A 16777-nucleotide genomic window follows, 5' to 3' on the forward strand; every position below is an offset into this window, starting at 1 on the left:
TTAAATATACAAAAAAGAGTTTTATCAGATTTAAGATCTACTTAAAATTAGTAATTGGCATTTCATAAAGTTTATAATTGTGTTACATTGCAGTTAAATTAATTTTTAAAGGCTTGAATTCTTCAATAAAACCCTTTTTTTTATTTGTTTTCTTCCTCATAATCACAAAAAATTATGGGCAGCAGGAAATTCAGATGACTGTTGCTTTAGACACTATTACCCGCTCGTTGCAGGTAAATCAAACCATATTTTTTACAAACACTTCGAAGCAACCCATCAACAAGATAATCCTCAACGACTGGAACAATGCTTATTCAGATAAACATTCCCGTTTAGGCAAACGGTTTTCAGACGAATTCGTGAGAAGTTTCCATTTGGCCAGTGAATCAGAAAGAGGAAGAACAGACGTTGACAAATTGCTAATAAATGCTTCAGATGCTACTTGGACGCGGTTAGAAAACCAGTCAGATGTTATTGAGGTAACTTTAAACACTGCTTTAGAACCAGGACAGACAACAACAATTACGTCGTCATATACATTAAAAATCCCTGATGCAAAATTTACCCGTTTTGGGTTTGATAAAGGTAATTATTATTTGAAAAACTGTTTTTTATCGGTTGCCCGAATGTCTGAAAACGGTGAATTCACTACATACAGCAATGAAAATCTGGAAGATATTGCCAATGCAACAATACAGAAACTAAACATTGATTTTACGGTTCCGAAAAGATATGACATCACTTCCGGACTTCGGTTGTTAAAACAATCAGAAGCAGAAAATCAGAAGATATTTTCTTTTGAAACAGAAAATACCACAGAAATTCAGCTTGCCATTGAAGCAAAAGCCAGTTTCCAGAGTTTTACAAATGATCTGGTTCAAGTAGAGACAAATCTTTCCGATTCGAGGTTAAGCGGAATACAAAAGGCGATAGTTATTGACAGAATTGTTAATTATGTATCTGCCAATCTGGGAAAATTACCAACAAGTAAAATCATGGTTTCCCAGGTTGATTACGAGCGTAATCCCTTTTATGGATTGAATCAGCTTCCTGCCTTTTTAAGTCCTTTTCCAGATGAATTCATATATGAAATCAAGTTTTTAAAAGCCTATTTATACAATTACTTAAAGTCGTCAATGAAAATCGACTTGCGCAAAGACGGTTACATTTTTGACGCCATTCAAGTATATGTCATGATGAAATATATTGAAGACAATTATCCTGAAATGAGACTTTTAGGCAATTTATCTTCTTTTAAAATATCCAAAAGCTACCATATAGCCAATGCCGATTTTAACCAGCAATATAATTTTTTATATTTATTGATGGCCCGAAAAAACTTAGACCAGCCAATTGGTGATTCAAAAGAAACTTTTATCAAGTTTAACGAGCAGATTGCCGGGAAATATAAGGCAGGATTGAGTTTTATGTATTTGAGTAAATACTTTGAAAACGATGGTGTTGAGAAATCTTTTCGGGAATTTTTGAGCCTTAACCAAGATAAAAAGACAGATGCAGCAGATTTTGAGGTCATTGTAAAAAAGAATGCTACAAAAAACATTGACTGGTTCTTTCCAAATTTGATTTATTCGAATACAATTATCGATTATAAATTTGGCAAAAAAGAGAAAACAAAAGATGCTGTATCTGTAGTAATTCTGAAGAATTCAAGAGAAACTATCCCCGTTACACTAACAGGAATAAAAGATGACAAAGTTATTTTTACAAAATGGCTTGATACTATCGAAACAGATACTACTTTGGTTTTTCCTAGAAATTACGCGGATAAATTGATTTTAAATCAAGGGAATGAATTTCCTGAGTTTAACTTAAGGAATAACAATAAGTCATTACGAAGTTTTTTCTCTTTAAACCGGCCAATCAAATTCAATTTCCTAAAAGATTTGGAAGATCCTAAATACAATCAGATATTTTATGTTCCGGATGTTGGCTACAACTTATATGATGGTGCTATTATTTCAATTAATTTCAAGAATAAATCTTTTCTGGAAAAACCTTTTTATTATAACATCAGTCCGAGTTATTCGACAAACACGAGTTCTTTGACAGGATTGGTAGCTTTTTCTTTTAATCAGCAAATCCGAAATAAAAAGTTGTACGGGATCCGTTATGGATTGGGAGCTTCTTATTTTCATTATATTCAAGATGCTGCTTATTCAAAAATAATCCCTTCAATCCAGTTCAAATTCAGGGATTTGGATTTACGAAGCAATAAAAAGCAATTTATAACATTGCGGGAAATAATCGTAAACAAAGAAGATTCACCTTTACTGAATCCTAATAATAAGACACCGCTGAATTACTCCGTTTTTGATGCCAGTTATGTGTACCAGAATTTCGAAATGGCAAAAGGTTTTGGTTTTGGAACCGATTTTACTTTTTCAGGAGATTTTGGTAAAGCATCATCTGAAATAGTTTACAGAAAATTATTCCGAAACAATTACCAGTTAGGATTACGATTATTTGCAGGAGCCTTTTTGTACAATAATAACCCGGCCATTTATGCTTTTGGACTCGACAGACCTAAAGATATACTTTTTGATTATAATTTTTACGGGCGCTCAGAAAACACCGGATTTTTCAGACAGCAGATTATTATTGCCGAAGGTGGTTTTAAATCAAAATTAGACAATCCTTTTGCTAACGAGTGGATGACCACTTTGAACGCGACTTCTTCTATCTGGCATTGGATTGAATTATATGGTGATGCCGGATTTTACCAAAACAAATCCCGTAAAGTTCAATTTGCTTACGATAGTGGTATCCATCTTAATTTAGTTCCTGATTATTTTGAGCTTTTTTTACCGGTTTATTCAACCAATGGCTTTGAATTAGGTCAAAAAAATTACCAGGAAAAAGTACGTTTCATTGTTACGTTTACACCAAAAACCTTAATCAGTCTTTTTACCAGAAAATGGTTTTAAATCATGATGGATTTTATCTTTTATTGAATTTTATTTGTTAAATTTTTATTTTTTAGAATAAATCAACAATTAAAACATAGTATTCAAACTCAAAATTACATATAATTCAAAAATATTTTTCGCAATAGATGTACATCATATATAGTTTTTATATAAATTTGTACTTATTACATTGATAATTTTATGACACAAGTTGAAGAAAAACAGCCGTTGACTTTTGAAGATTTCAAAACCGAAGTGATAAACGATTATAAAATTGCGCGCATCAGCCGTGAATGTAGTCTTTTAGGCCGAAAAGAAGTACTTACAGGCAAGGCAAAATTTGGAATTTTCGGTGATGGAAAAGAAGTTCCGCAACTGGCATTGGCAAAAGCTTTTAAAAACGGGGATTTCCGTTCCGGATATTACCGTGACCAGACTTTTATGATGGCTATTGGACAAATGACTATTCAACAGTTTTTTGCAGGTCTTTACGGTCATACCGATTTAGCTCATGATCCTATGAGTGCCGGACGTCAGATGGGTGGCCATTTTGCTACACATTCCCTTGACGAAAACGGAGATTGGAAAAACTTAACGCAACAAAAAAATTCAAGTGCAGACATCTCTCCTACTGCCGGGCAAATGCCCCGTTTATTAGGATTAGCTCAGGCATCAAAAATATATAGAAATGTAGGTGGCATCAATCAAACTAATTTTTCTGAAGAAGGAAATGAAGTAGCTTGGGGAACTATCGGTAACGCTTCTACTTCTGAAGGTTTGTTTTTTGAAACCATCAATGCTGCCGGTGTTTTACAAGTTCCGATGGTAATGAGTGTTTGGGACGATGAATACGGAATTTCGGTTCATGCCAAATACCAGACTACTAAAGAGAATATTTCAGAGATTCTGAAAGGTTTTCAACGTGATGAAGAAAACAATGGTTATGAAATCATGACTGTTAAAGGTTGGGATTATCCTACTTTGGTGGAAACTTATCAAAAAGCTTCCGATATTGCCAGAGAACAGCATGTTCCTGTTTTAATTCATGTTCAGGAATTAACACAACCACAAGGTCACTCTACATCAGGTTCTCACGAACGCTATAAAAATGCAGAACGTCTGGCTTGGGAAGCTGAATTTGACTGTTTATTGCAAATGCGCAATTGGTTAATCGAAAACAATTTAGCAACTGCCGAAGAGTTAGATGAAATCGACTCTCAAACTAAAAAAGATGTTTTAGAAGGGAAAAAAGCAGCCTGGAGCGCTTTTGTAGAGCCTACAAAAACAGAACAACAGGAATTAGTTGCTTTATTAACTGCTATCGCTGATTCCAGTGAAAACAAAATTTTCATCGAAAAATACTTGAGTGATTTGGCATCAATAAAAGAGCCAATCCGAAAAGATATAATTACAACGGCTCGTAAAGTATTACGTTTAGTTATAAAAGAAGAAAACAGCAGAACACAATTAGCAAGTTGGATTACGGCTTATACTGAAAAAATTCAGCCAAAATTCAGTTCTCACTTATTCTCACAATCAGATGCAACAGTATTTTCTGCCAAAGAGATATTGCCAACCTATGATGATACTGCAGAAGAAGTAGATGCTCGTTTAGTTTTGCGTGACAATTTCGATGCTATTTTTACCAAATATCCTGAAAGCTTAATTTTTGGAGAAGATGCCGGAAATATTGGTGACGTAAACCAAGGTTTGGAAGGCATGCAGGAAAAATACGGCGAACTTCGTGTTGCTGATGCCGGAATTCGCGAGGCTACTATTTTAGGCCAGGGAATCGGAATGGCAATGAGAGGTTTGCGTCCAATTGCAGAAATCCAGTATTTGGATTATCTGTTGTATGCCATCCAGATTATGAGCGACGATTTGGCTACATTACAATACAGAACAGCGGGTCGTCAGAAAGCACCGCTTATTATCAGAACACGTGGGCACCGTTTGGAGGGAATCTGGCATTCGGGTTCACCAATGGGAATGATAATTAATGCTATTCGCGGAATCCATGTTTTGGTTCCAAGAAATATGACAAAAGCTGCCGGATTTTATAATACTTTATTAGAAACGGATGAACCTGCGTTAGTAGTAGAGTGTTTGAATGGTTACCGTTTGAAAGAAAAAATGCCAACCAATTTAGGTGAATTTAAAACTCCGATTGGCGTTGTAGAAACAATCAAAGAAGGAAATGATATTACCTTAGTTTCATATGGTTCTACATTGCGTTTGGTGGAACAAGCAGCCAAAGAGTTATTAGAAATCGGAATTGATGCTGAAATTATAGATATCCAATCTTTGTTACCTTTTGATGTGAATCATGATATTGTAAAATCAGTTGCAAAAACCAACAGATTATTAGTTATTGATGAAGATGTTCCCGGAGGTGCTTCTGCTTATATTTTACAACAGATTATTGACGAGCAAAAAGGATACAAACATTTAGACAGCAATCCTGAAACATTAGCTTCAAAAGCACATCGTCCTGCTTATGGAACGGATGGTGATTATTTCTCAAAACCATCTGTTGAAGATATTTTTGAAAAAGTTTACGCCATGATGAATGAGGTAAACCCTGTAAAATATCCGAATTTATATTAAAAATAATAGATCCTATAAACAGCCGAACAGATAATTTTGTTCGGTTTTTTTATACATAAAATAGTTTTTTTTGCGTTAGTAATAGCAAACTCTTTGAAAATGAAACGAATACTTATATTATTTTGCCTAATTTTTCTCTTTTCCTGTAAAAGTAAGAAAGCTGTAATTGAAAAGTCGATTGTGATTGTAAATGTAAGCGATGTAGAAGCTGTGAAGAAAAACAGAGCGTATGATTTGGGACATAGACTTCTGGAAACCTGTAATACCTCCCGCTTCAAACCATTTACCAATGAAGAAGCGACTGAGAAAGTAATCCAGAATGCTACCATTGAAAGAATATCGGCAACATGCAAAAAAATAAACATCCGAAACGGAAGATTCCTCTCTTTAAACCTGATTGATGTAATGCATGATGAAATAAATAACCAATACATTTTCCGGTATAACATTAATTACGAGAAAAAATATTTCAAGCGTGAATTAACCGTTGTAGTAGATCCTGATAATAAAGTATCGGCCATTTCTACAAAAGAAGTGAAACCAAAACCTTTATGAAAATCAATAAACCTCCAATTATAATACCATTCGGGCAAAGTTATTTGCCCGATTTTTTTTATTCCCAATTGAAGTAAATCAAAAATCACAATTCTTAAATAAATGTTAAATTAATTAATTTCAAAACCATAACTGAAATCATTGCGTAAATCCCTTTATAACAAAAAAATTATAAAAGATGAAAACACAAAAAATTTTATCAGTTGCAATTCTAGGAATCGCACTAGTATTTGGTTCAACAGCAAACGCTCAAAAAACAGTAACTGTTGGAGGAGCTCCAATGTATCCGGCCAAAAACATTATTGAGAATGCGGTCAATTCAAAAGACCATACAACATTAGTAGCAGCGGTAAAAACTGGAGGTTTAGTTGAAACTTTATCAGGAAAAGGACCATTTACCGTTTTTGCCCCAACAAATTCAGGATTTGAAAAATTACCAAATGGAACCGTTGAAACCTTATTAAAACCTGAAAATAAAGGAATGTTACAAGGTGTTTTAACTTACCATGTTGTTGCAGGAAAATTGGACAGTAAAGCAATCGCTGCAGCAATCAAAGCCGGAAATGGAACTGCAGAATTCAGAACAGTACAAGGCGGAAAAATCTGGTGCAAAATGGTTGGAAAAAAATTAGTTATAACAGACGAGAAAGGTAATCAATCAACGGTAACAATTGCTGATGTTTACCAATCAAACGGCGTTATTCATGTTGTTGATACAGTTATAATGCATAGCTAATATCCAGCCGTATGTATCTCACAAAAAAAATCCCGATAAAAAGGGATTTTTTTTATTCTTAAATAATGGAACTATCAGATATGATTATATTTGTTAAACCAATAATGAATCGATTTAAAATCAAGTAATGAAAATAGTAATATCCCCAGCCAAATCATTAGACTTTGAAAAAGTTTTGCCAACCAATCAATTTTCAAAACCGGCTTATTTAAAGCATACTAAAGAAATTGTTGCTGTTTTAAAAAAGCTAAAACCTAAAGATTTATCGGAATTGATGGATATTTCAGAAAATTTAGCAGAACTGAATTGGCAACGCAATAAAAAATTTAAAACACCTTTTACTGCTGAAAATGCCAGACCAGCTGTTTATGCGTTTAATGGAGATGTTTATTTAGGCTTGGATGCTTATACTATGCCTGAAGAAAAACTACCCGCTTTACAAAGCCAACTCCGAATTCTATCCGGGCAATACGGAATTTTGAAACCTTTAGACTTAATGCAGGCTTATCGGTTAGAAATGGGAACACAATTGCCAATTGGCGATCATAAAAACCTATATGGTTTTTGGAAAGAAATCGTTACCAATGCTTTAAACAAAGAATTGAAAAAAAATGAACTATTTATCAATTTGGCCAGTAACGAATATTTTTCTGTAGTTGATGTAAAAAAGCTTAAAGTTCCTGTGATTACACCTGAATTTAAAGATTATAAAGACGGAAAGCTGAAAATGATTTCGTTTTTTGCCAAAAAAGCACGAGGAATGATGGTTCGTTATATTATTGATAACGATTGCCAAACTTTAGACGATTTAAAGGGTTTCGATTCTGAAGGATATCGTTTTGATGCGACTCTTTCGAAAGGAAATACATTGGTTTTTACAAGATAGGCCCGCGTGAGATTTGCTACGCCAGTTCGCAATGCTCGTGTGATATTAAGAAGGGATTGCCAGTTGCAATCAGGTATAAATACCAATAATGATTGAGTCTCTTTTTAATACACTTATATTTTATAAGATAGGCTCGCGTGAGGGATAGCAGTGAAAAGCCCACAGCAAGTGAAGTGCAACGGAACTTGCGAGGACTTGTAACGGATAGACCGACCGAAAGAGGAACGAAAGAGGGCACGCCATAATAAAAAAAATCCCATCTAAAAAAAATAGACTGAACCCAAAAGTTTAGACAAATTTATAATTAATTTTGATAAAATGTCGTATAACTCACAAAGATACACAACCCATTTTATTTTCTATAAAAAATAAAAAATCACATAATAAACTGTTTTTATCATTAACAATGTATAGCGTTTATACCTGTTTTTTTAACCCAAATTAAAGACAAACAAAAAAGCCCTGCGATAATCACACAGAGCCTTCGCTAAATCAAAATAAAGCGTCTACTACTTAAACAACAACTGTTTTTAACTTGTCTTTCATATCCCAATATAGCATTCAAAAATCACACTATTTTACCTTAATAACCACTTTCCCTTTAGCACGTCCGGATTCTACATAAGCCATCGCATCATTGGTCTGTTCAAAAGGAAATACCTTATCAATAACAGGTTTAATAATTCCAGCTTCTATCAAAGAGGTAATTTCGCTTAATTGTTTGCCTTCAGCTCTCATAAATAGAAATTGAAAGCTGACATTTAGTTTTTTTTCTTTTTTCTTTACACCTGCACTCAAAAACTTTGTAATCAATTTAAAAAACCACCCTGTGCCAATTTCTTCAGCAAACTCTGGTGTAGGTGGCCCCACTAAAGAGATTAGCTTTCCTCCGGGTTTTAATATTCTCATTGAACTTTCTAGTATTTTCGGGTCCCGATTACTATGCAACACCAAATCAAAATTTTTCAGTTTAGTTTCAAAATCTTCCTTTTTGTAATCAATCACCAAATCAGCACCAAGATTTTTAACTAAATCAATATTAGTAGTACTTGTTGTTGTTGCCACAAAAGCGCCTAAATGTTTTGCTAATTGAATGGCAAATGTACCTACACCACCTGAACCGGCTTGAATAAAAACTTTTTGCCCTTTTTGAAGGTTCGCAATTTCAACAAGAGACTGCCAAGCCGTTAAACCTACTAATGGAATTGAAGCGGCTTCTTCCATCGTAAGATTCTTGGGTTGCAACGCTAAATCATTTTCATTAACAGAAATGTATTCGGCAAAAGTCCCTATTCGGTAATCTGCTACTCGGGAATAGACTGCATTACCAACTTTGAAATTTTGTACTTGTGAGCCGATTTTAGTCACAATTCCAGCCAAATCATGCCCATTAACAAAAGGAGTTTTGTAAGGTAAGAAAAGTTTGAATTCACCCATTCTTATCATAGAATCTAACAGATTAACACCTGCTGCATGAATTTGAACCAATACTTCGTCACTTTTTAAAGTCGGGTTGCTTACTTCGGTTAAATACAATGGCTCTTTTTTACCATATTTTTTTACAATAAATGCCTTCATTTTATATTCTTTTAAATTTATTTATCTTTTTTATAATAGTTTTTTCGAAAGTCTTATATGCAAAATGTTGAATGGCTAGGATTACAGAAGCTCCTTTACCTACTGGGTGATTAAATTTAGGAGCCTTATCCCCTACCAATCTTACTATCGTATTGATAACAGGAGTGGGTTCAGGTGAATTATTGAATAAATCTTTGGCGAAATCTTCAATTTTTTTGCGATAAGAATCATACTCGCTTATTTTTCCCTCTGCTATAACTGAACTATTAATAATATTCGTTTTAAACCCCATTGGCTCAACCATACATACCTTGATGTTGAATTCATTTAGCTCAAATCGCAAAGACTTAAAGTATCCTTCTAAAGCATGCTTGGAAGCCGCATAGTAAGCCGCATTTGGAAAACTTAGCAAACCCATAATAGAACCTACAGTAATTATTTTACCCAAACGTTGCTTTCTAAAATAGGGCAGTAACTCATTAGTCAACTTTACAGTACCCCAAAAGTTAGTTTCCAATTGCTTCCTGCCCTGTTCAATAGTAGTTTCTTCTGCAAGTCCGGACAAATAAAACCCAGCATTGTTTATCAATACATCCAATTGACTAATATGTTTAAACAATTCTTCGCTAAAAGACCGGATAGATTTATCATCAGCAATATCTAATGCCAACAATTTGAACGGTACTTTGTTCTGATATTTTTCCGGATTTCTGCTTGTCCCAATTACTATATTACCATTTTCATGAAATTTATTAGCTATTTGAAGACCAAAACCGGATGAAGCTCCTGTTATTAAAATTGTTTTTTGCTTTAATTCCATACGTTTAAAAAATATTTTTTAAATTTGCTTGCAAAATGCAAGTGTAAATATATTAATTACTTTCGAAATGCAAGTAGTTTTAAAATAATTTTTTATGAAAAAAACAAAAAAAAGATCGGATTGCCCTATTAGCTGCACTTTGGACGTGTTTGGAGACAAATGGTCTTTTCTAATTATTAGAGACTTACTCTTTGCAAAAGAGTGTACTTATGGTGATTTTTTAAAATCTGAGGAAGGTATAGCCACTAACATATTAGCAGCAAGATTACTAATGCTGGAAGAAAATGGAATTATTGAAAAATTAGAGCATCCCGGCAGCAAAGCAAAAGTATTATACAAGCTAACAAGAAAAGGAATTGACCTGTTGCCTGTATTACTTGAAATGCATTTATGGTTTGATAAATACTTTACAATTCCGGAGGATAAAAGAGAAATATTAGAAATCGTAAAGAAAGACAAAGCTGGTTTTATAGAAAACTTTATAACGCAGCTTGAGAAATGATTTTAAATTAAATAATTAAAATCCACTTTCTATAAAAGAAAAAACCCTTTAAACTTTACGTTTAAAGGGTTTCAATCCAATTTGCCTTTCAGCTCGCGGAGAAAGAGGGAACAAAACAGCTTAATTGTTAATTAATTCAAAATAACTAAATCAACGGGGAAAACCTTACAAAGTTAAGTATTTAAAGGGTTTAAAGATGAAATAGATAATTAATTTGGATTAGGTGAAATTAGGATTAATTCACTTTTCGTCGGACAAAAGTCGGACAAATATTTTTTTATAATAATTCTACTATTTATATTTGCTACAATTAAAATATCAAATATGGCTACAATAAAATTTTCTATTAGAGGAAATAATAATCCAACAAAAATATATATTCGATTTGTTGCAAATAGAGAAACTGATATCAAACTGGCAACTCCGTTAGTCATCAATCCAGCCTATTTTAATAACGCAAGTGGCAAAATCAGAAAGGTTGCCCAATTTACAGAAAGAGATAGTTTGCAAAATGATTTAGACACTTTGGAATCACATATAATTAGCAGGTATAACAAAAGCGGTACAGGAGCTGATATAGTCAATAAAGATTGGTTGAATGATTGTTTAAATTCCTACTTTAATAAAGCCGACAAAACAGATAACAATTTCATTCTTAATTATTGTGACCTCTATGTAGAAAAATTGGAGTTAAAAACAAATGATCGAACTGGAGAACTTGGAACATCAAAAGCCACAGTTACAAAATATAAAACAATAAAATTAAAAATACAGGGATTTCAAGAGTATAAACGTCATAAGTATAAACTATCTGAAATTGATTTGAAGTATCGAAATGACTTTCTTAAATATTTACTTGAAGAAGAAAAATTAAGCCGAAATACAGCAGGGCGTTACATTAAATTTTTAAAGACTATTTGTTTAGATGCTCAAAAGTCAGGCTATGCTGTTAGTCCACAACTTCAACAAATTAAAGGCTTTAGTGTTCAAATTGATAAAATTTATCTTAATTGGAGTGAGTTAACGGAAATCGAGAATGTTGATTTGAAAGAGCCACATTTGCAAGATGCAAGAGATTGGCTTTTGATAGGTTGTTACATTGGGCAACGTGTTGGGGACTTATTGCAATTAACAAAACAAGATATTAAGCAAATAGGTAATTTGGATTTTATTGAACTTATCCAACAAAAAACTAAAAAAAGAGTTTCCATACTTGTACACGATAAAGTAAGAGCAATTTTAGACAAAAGAAATGGAAATTTTCCGCCTCTTTACAGCAAAAACATAGAAAGTTCAAAAGCTAAATTTAATTTGTATATTAAAGATGTTTGCAAAGAAGCTAAATTGAATGAAATAATTTCGGGAGCAAGAATAAACCCCGATACTTCTCGAAAAGAGAATGGAGATTTTCCAAAATGGGAATTAGTTACATCGCATATTTGCAGACGTTCATTTGCTACAAACTATTATGGAGATATCCCGACAGGTTTACTATTGAATGTAACAGGACATAGTACCGAAAAGGAATTTTTAAATTACATCGGAAAAACTCCTATAGATTACGCTCAACAAATGGCAATTTATTGGAACATACAAAGCCAAAAACAAGAAAGGGAAGCAGTTTTGAGAATTGCTGAATAAATCAATTCTTGATTTAGCATAAAAACCATTGCAATGATATTGCAATTATCATTGTTAATCATTGCAGTGGCATTACAATTATCCTTAAAAATTTCAATCGAAGTTTTTCACCAAATGTAGTTTGAAATATTCGCCTTCGGAGTGGACACTAAAAATTGCATTTTCTCTTTTTACTTTTGTATAAATTGAATCTCCCAAATCAAAAATTACTTCTCCTTTTTTTATTCTTTCAGGGTTTGGAAATTCATCTTCGTGATAAATAACGTTATTACCCTTTACAAAAATCATTCTGTTTCCTATATCTTCAAAATATGGGTATTGGAATCCTAATTTACTGTTTATGAATTCAAGCGAAGCTCCAGTCTTAAAAATATACATATAGTCCCATTGTTCAGGGACTATGTCAGTCATATTAATTTCACAATTTTGAGTTGTACAAACTTCTTTGATTTTTTTTCCTATTTGACTATCCGAACTCTCATCACAAGAGATAATTAGTAGAAATGATAAAAAGAAAACTATTTTTCTCATAATATTAATCATTATGGGCTAAACAGGCTTCTTTATAATCCAATTTTTTTTCTTTTGATTTACTTTCTAAAAATTCTTTGATAGGCGAATATTTAACTTTTTTAGGGACATTAATTGAGATATACCCTTTTAAATGACTTCCTTCCCAACCACACTCAAAATCTTCAATTTTTTTTGTGATGTCATTAATGTCATTTTCATTAAAAATTATTATCTGCAAAGTACTATTTCCCGATTCTTCAACTATATCATCAAAAAACAATTCATCTTCATCTTCTTCAACTGTAATTAAATCGTCATAAGCTATATTAGGAGCAAAAAAAGGAATATTTTTTATTCTATAACAATCTCCTTCTCTTAAAGCCCATACACTTTCAATAGCTAAATTATCTTCTATATCGTAATAAACAAATTTTACTTTATCTCTAATTTCTTCTTTCATTATCCTTTTTTAATATTACAACCTCTACACAAAACTTGACCATTATTAGGGGTTCCACTTCCACCTTCTCTTTTTCGTTTTACGTGGTCGACTTGTGTTTCCTTTTTAGATGGTGTCACACCTCTTTTAGACTGTGTAGCTTTAGTTGTAGAAGTACCACAACTTTCACACACCGCTTTTCCATTATTTTTTGCTTTATTCACATCAATAACAGATTCCTTCCCTGCCTTTGTAAAATCTTTTCCTTCCCTTGATGTCTTACTTAATTTAGCCGCTCTTGATTCCGCTTTAGCCAAATCGCTTGCTTTATCAGCATCTTTTACCGCATCAATGGCATTACCAATTATTTTTACATCTTTTTCAACTTTGCCAAGTTTTGCTAAATCACCCGCATAAGGGATAATTCCAATACCACTAATAATTGCATCTCCCCAATTTCCATCAGTTGCAGAAATCCCCGCATTTATTGCATCAGCTACTCCAGACGGGTCAAATATACCAACAATATCTAATGCTGCTCCAAGCACCTCACTTCCTCCAATGGAATAATTTCCTCCAAAATCAATTCCTAAAGAACTTGCATTAACCGAAACATCTATAAGAGAAGTTTGTACAGTTACACTTGAATTATTAGCTCCGAAAATAACAATATCAGTAGGAGCCATTCCGTCTGTATCAACATATTTAACTGGATTGTCAAAACACATTGAGTAAGGCGACCAATCTGAAAATTCCTCGCTTAAAGGATCCATCGACATCCAACGTCCTGGTGCGTCGCCAATGGGCTGTGCATCGGGATTTAGAGTGTCTTGTTCAATTCTTCCAACAATTTCTTCTTTATCAACATGCCAACGCATTGTACCAATAGTGACAATACTATCAAGGTCGTGAACTTCTAAATATTTTCCTTTGCTCAATGTGGCAACAGGGGCTTTAGAACCATATTTAATAAAAGGGTTGCCAGCCTGTACATTTTTCTCTCTGCGAGCTTCTTCTTCTTTTGATAATTTTTCTTGGGCTTGCGTTACGCCAAAGAAAAGCAGGAAAATAAATAAAAAATATTGCGCTTTCATTGTTTATTTTTGTTTAGTAAATGTATTCAAATTTTTGTTTTCGTATTTGTCCCTTTCTGTTTTTAATGTAACTAACCAATTTAAGTACATATCTTCGGGCATATTTCTGTATCCAATTTGGTGAATATGTGCATATTCTTTTTCCAAATTTTTAAATTCCAAATCGTGTTTTGCTTTGTCTTGTATTTTTTCTATTTGATTATAACGCGTTTCTGCTCTTAAAATTAATGCAGTAGCAAAATTTGGATAAGTTTTTATGGCTGTTTCACAACATTTCAAGACAAAAGTACCGTCATTATTAGGGTATTTGGCATTGTAGTTATCAGCTAAATCAATTAGAACCAATGCAATACTTTCTTTGTTGTTCAATGCTTTCATATACACTCCGTTTGTAATAGCATCAATATGCACAAATCCTGATGCCATAATCCAAGAATCTATTGGAAACATTCCGCTTGTAAGTTCGGTATTATACCAACCGTTTTTTATATTTCTATGTTTTATGTAAACGTGATTTGGTGCAAGTGCTAAATTGGCTTCAACACCTAATTCTTCTGCTAAAATCTTGTATAAATAAGGTAGAGAATGGCAATTCCCTTTTCGGGTCTCTAAAAGCTTGGAAACAAATAGATTTTCTCTTTTGTTATGTCCAAAAGTATCATTAAAATCGTAGCCAAAGGGTTCATATTTGTAAATCTTGTCATTTATATTTACTGGAATTGTATCGTGCATAACTTCAAAAACTGAAGCCCATTTGTTTACTTTTTCTTTATCTCTTTCAACGTAAGCCAAAAATCTTTCTTTGATTAATGATTGGCTTAAATTGTTTAAGAATTTGATTTTTTTATTAATTGAAAGTGTATCTAAACTATCCTCTAAATATGCGTTTTCCGCAGAGAAAACTGCTTTTTTAAAACTATAATTATTCTCGTTTTCAATCATACTATTGAGTAAAGTATAACTTTGTTCAAATAGTTTTTCCTTATTTTGAGCAAAGACACAAAACTTTGAAAATAGCAATAGTAGAATTATTGAAATGTTTTTTGTCATTATGATTTATTTTGTTTGTCCATTTTCTTTTTACTATCGTTTAAGGTTTTTGACAACCTTTTTAATTGTTCTCTTTCTCTTTCGTTATCTTGTTTGTTTTTTTCGTTTTTGAGAGAACCTAACCATTTTTCATACGCATCTGACGGCATATATTGAAAACCTAATTCATCAATTACTTTGTATTGCATTTGCATTGCTTGTAATACTTCAACAGCCTTTGGATAATTCAATATTTTTTCTCTTCCCTCTTGGGTTTCAGTATCAATGTTTAATCTTTTGACAACATATTTTAAAAGTTCCGTATTGTAATTCGCTTTAACCATATTGGCCGTTATACTGGTCGGATATAATTCGAGAGCTTTATTAATTACTTTTTCTACAAATTCATCATATCCGAACTTATGCAAATAACCACCCGCTAAATCAGTATAGAACTGAGAAAGCATTTGTTGTTTGGTTAAATTCTGCATATAGATTTTATTTTGAATTGCTTCGGCTGTTATATATCCGTTGTTTAAAATAAAAGACGGAACAGTAAGCATACCATTAGTAAGTTCCAGATTATAGCATTTCCCTTTTTCATCTTGAAATTTTATATAAGAATGATTTGGAGAGTTTGACAAATAGGCTTCTGCTCCGATTTGTTCCGCAAGTGTTAAGTATAGTAATGGCATTGAATGACATTGTCCTGTATTGGTTTTCAAAAGTTTTGTAACAAACATTTTCGACCAATTTTGTCTGCCCCAGTAATCCTCAAAATCGTATTTAATTGGGAAATGTTTTTGTTTAAACCCTTTAACCTGCATAGATTGTGAAAAGAATTCAAATAGCATAAAGTTTTTAGCAGTATTACTATTCAAATCAAAGTTTTTTTCTTTCATTTTAGCCAAGATAAATTCAGCAGTTTCTTTAATAGTTCTGTCAAATTCATCTTTGCTAAGTTTGTTTTCAAAGTAGGCATTTTCAATATCGAAATTCACATCCTTAACGGAATAATTTTCAACATTAAGTAAAATCATTTTATCAAAAACTTGTCTGTAAAACTCTGTTCCTTTTTCATTTGAATGAGAGGGTAGATGATAACCTAACGAGTTGCTAACCTCGTTAATGTCACTTTTGATTTGGTTTAGCGTTTCTGTTCTCTGTTTTTCATTTTGTTCAACCTCACGCATTATTAATTGATGCTGTTGAGCCTGCCTAACATCAACAAATTGAGTTGTTGGGTTTGCTATTATATTCCTGTTGTTTGGATTTGAAAAACTTTGATTAGAATAGTTAGGAATTTGAGCCGGTTGCGGAGTTACTGGCACAACAGGAACTTGACTAAACACAGCCAAAGGAGACAACAATAATAAGACATTTTTAATCATACGGTATAAAATACAGCGCAGGCTAATTCCGATGCTCGTCCTTCAGGGAGTCGAAGCCC

At 32.9% G+C, this 16777-nt stretch carries 14 protein-coding genes; 7 read left to right on the top strand and 7 right to left on the bottom strand.

Going from position 1 to position 16777, the window contains the following annotated elements; translation table 11 throughout:
* Positions 1 to 194: 194 nt before the first annotated feature.
* From ACRDEC_RS10835 to yaaA, 5 genes are all read left to right on the top strand, one after another.
* Positions 195 to 2945, top strand: a complete 2751-nt coding sequence (locus ACRDEC_RS10835; RefSeq protein WP_431498359.1) for an aminopeptidase — start codon at positions 195 to 197, stop codon at positions 2943 to 2945.
* Between the two features lie 183 nt (positions 2946 to 3128).
* On the top strand, positions 3129 to 5534 hold the full coding sequence (locus tag ACRDEC_RS10840; protein WP_431498360.1) for an alpha-ketoacid dehydrogenase subunit alpha/beta: 2406 nt from the start codon (positions 3129 to 3131) through the stop codon (positions 5532 to 5534).
* 99 nt (positions 5535 to 5633) lie between these two features.
* Complete coding sequence (locus ACRDEC_RS10845; RefSeq protein ID WP_431498361.1) at positions 5634 to 6089, top strand: hypothetical protein; 456 nt, start codon at positions 5634 to 5636, stop codon at positions 6087 to 6089.
* Positions 6090 to 6267: 178 nt separating this feature from the next.
* Positions 6268 to 6825 carry a fasciclin domain-containing protein gene (locus tag ACRDEC_RS10850; protein WP_431498362.1) on the top strand — a complete coding sequence of 186 codons (558 nt, stop codon included), beginning with the start codon at positions 6268 to 6270 and terminating at the stop codon, positions 6823 to 6825.
* A 127-nt stretch (positions 6826 to 6952) separates the two neighbouring features.
* On the top strand, positions 6953 to 7711 hold the full coding sequence (gene yaaA, locus ACRDEC_RS10855; RefSeq protein WP_431498363.1) for a peroxide stress protein YaaA: 759 nt from the start codon (positions 6953 to 6955) through the stop codon (positions 7709 to 7711).
* Between the two features lie 573 nt (positions 7712 to 8284).
* Here the strand turns inward: yaaA and ACRDEC_RS10860 are convergent.
* Entirely contained in the window at positions 8285 to 9289 is a 1005-nt protein-coding gene (locus tag ACRDEC_RS10860) for an NADP-dependent oxidoreductase (protein WP_431498364.1), read from the bottom strand.
* A 1-nt stretch (position 9290) separates the two neighbouring features.
* Positions 9291 to 10109, bottom strand: coding sequence for an SDR family NAD(P)-dependent oxidoreductase (locus ACRDEC_RS10865; RefSeq protein WP_431498365.1), 819 nt, complete (start codon positions 10107 to 10109; stop codon positions 9291 to 9293).
* Between the two features lie 94 nt (positions 10110 to 10203).
* Between ACRDEC_RS10865 and ACRDEC_RS10870 the strand changes: the two genes are divergently transcribed.
* Entirely contained in the window at positions 10204 to 10611 is a 408-nt protein-coding gene (locus ACRDEC_RS10870; protein ID WP_431498366.1) for a winged helix-turn-helix transcriptional regulator, read from the top strand.
* A 324-nt stretch (positions 10612 to 10935) separates the two neighbouring features.
* On the top strand, positions 10936 to 12252 hold the full coding sequence (locus tag ACRDEC_RS10875; protein WP_431498367.1) for a phage integrase SAM-like domain-containing protein: 1317 nt from the start codon (positions 10936 to 10938) through the stop codon (positions 12250 to 12252).
* Between the two features lie 93 nt (positions 12253 to 12345).
* Here ACRDEC_RS10875 and ACRDEC_RS10880 read toward each other — a convergent pair whose 3' ends face one another.
* The 5 genes from ACRDEC_RS10880 to ACRDEC_RS10900 are packed head-to-tail and all read right to left on the bottom strand — an operon-like array spanning position 12346 to position 16718.
* The gene (locus tag ACRDEC_RS10880) at positions 12346 to 12783 is read right to left on the bottom strand and encodes a hypothetical protein (RefSeq protein ID WP_431498368.1); all 438 of its coding nucleotides are present in this window, start codon (positions 12781 to 12783) and stop codon (positions 12346 to 12348) included.
* Positions 12784 to 12787: 4 nt separating this feature from the next.
* Positions 12788 to 13225 carry a DUF4265 domain-containing protein gene (locus ACRDEC_RS10885; RefSeq protein ID WP_431498369.1) on the bottom strand — a complete coding sequence of 146 codons (438 nt, stop codon included), beginning with the start codon at positions 13223 to 13225 and terminating at the stop codon, positions 12788 to 12790.
* Positions 13225 to 14298, bottom strand: a complete 1074-nt coding sequence (locus ACRDEC_RS10890) for an HNH endonuclease (RefSeq protein ID WP_431498370.1) — start codon at positions 14296 to 14298, stop codon at positions 13225 to 13227. The genes ACRDEC_RS10885 and ACRDEC_RS10890 overlap by 1 nt, the downstream gene beginning before the upstream one ends.
* A 3-nt stretch (positions 14299 to 14301) precedes the next feature.
* Positions 14302 to 15348, bottom strand: coding sequence for a transglutaminase family protein (locus ACRDEC_RS10895; RefSeq protein WP_431498371.1), 1047 nt, complete (start codon positions 15346 to 15348; stop codon positions 14302 to 14304).
* Positions 15348 to 16718: a hypothetical protein gene (locus ACRDEC_RS10900; protein WP_431498372.1), complete on the bottom strand. Its 1371-nt coding sequence runs from the start codon at positions 16716 to 16718 to the stop codon at positions 15348 to 15350. The genes ACRDEC_RS10895 and ACRDEC_RS10900 overlap by 1 nt, the downstream gene beginning before the upstream one ends.
* Positions 16719 to 16777 lie beyond the last annotated feature (59 nt).

This window comes from Flavobacterium sp. (assembly GCF_050696275.1).
Taxonomy (GTDB): domain Bacteria; phylum Bacteroidota; class Bacteroidia; order Flavobacteriales; family Flavobacteriaceae; genus Flavobacterium.

Coding starts and splice junctions, on each gene's coding strand:
- ACRDEC_RS10835 (WP_431498359.1), top strand. CDS start 195: ATGACTGTTGCTTTAGACACTATTACCCGCTCGTTGCAGGTAAATCAA.
- ACRDEC_RS10840 (WP_431498360.1), top strand. CDS start 3,129: ATGACACAAGTTGAAGAAAAACAGCCGTTGACTTTTGAAGATTTCAAA.
- ACRDEC_RS10845 (WP_431498361.1), top strand. CDS start 5,634: ATGAAACGAATACTTATATTATTTTGCCTAATTTTTCTCTTTTCCTGT.
- ACRDEC_RS10850 (WP_431498362.1), top strand. CDS start 6,268: ATGAAAACACAAAAAATTTTATCAGTTGCAATTCTAGGAATCGCACTA.
- yaaA (WP_431498363.1), top strand. CDS start 6,953: ATGAAAATAGTAATATCCCCAGCCAAATCATTAGACTTTGAAAAAGTT.
- ACRDEC_RS10860 (WP_431498364.1), bottom strand. CDS start 9,289: ATGAAGGCATTTATTGTAAAAAAATATGGTAAAAAAGAGCCATTGTAT.
- ACRDEC_RS10865 (WP_431498365.1), bottom strand. CDS start 10,109: ATGGAATTAAAGCAAAAAACAATTTTAATAACAGGAGCTTCATCCGGT.
- ACRDEC_RS10870 (WP_431498366.1), top strand. CDS start 10,204: ATGAAAAAAACAAAAAAAAGATCGGATTGCCCTATTAGCTGCACTTTG.
- ACRDEC_RS10875 (WP_431498367.1), top strand. CDS start 10,936: ATGGCTACAATAAAATTTTCTATTAGAGGAAATAATAATCCAACAAAA.
- ACRDEC_RS10880 (WP_431498368.1), bottom strand. CDS start 12,783: ATGAGAAAAATAGTTTTCTTTTTATCATTTCTACTAATTATCTCTTGT.
- ACRDEC_RS10885 (WP_431498369.1), bottom strand. CDS start 13,225: ATGAAAGAAGAAATTAGAGATAAAGTAAAATTTGTTTATTACGATATA.
- ACRDEC_RS10890 (WP_431498370.1), bottom strand. CDS start 14,298: ATGAAAGCGCAATATTTTTTATTTATTTTCCTGCTTTTCTTTGGCGTA.
- ACRDEC_RS10895 (WP_431498371.1), bottom strand. CDS start 15,348: ATGACAAAAAACATTTCAATAATTCTACTATTGCTATTTTCAAAGTTT.
- ACRDEC_RS10900 (WP_431498372.1), bottom strand. CDS start 16,718: ATGATTAAAAATGTCTTATTATTGTTGTCTCCTTTGGCTGTGTTTAGT.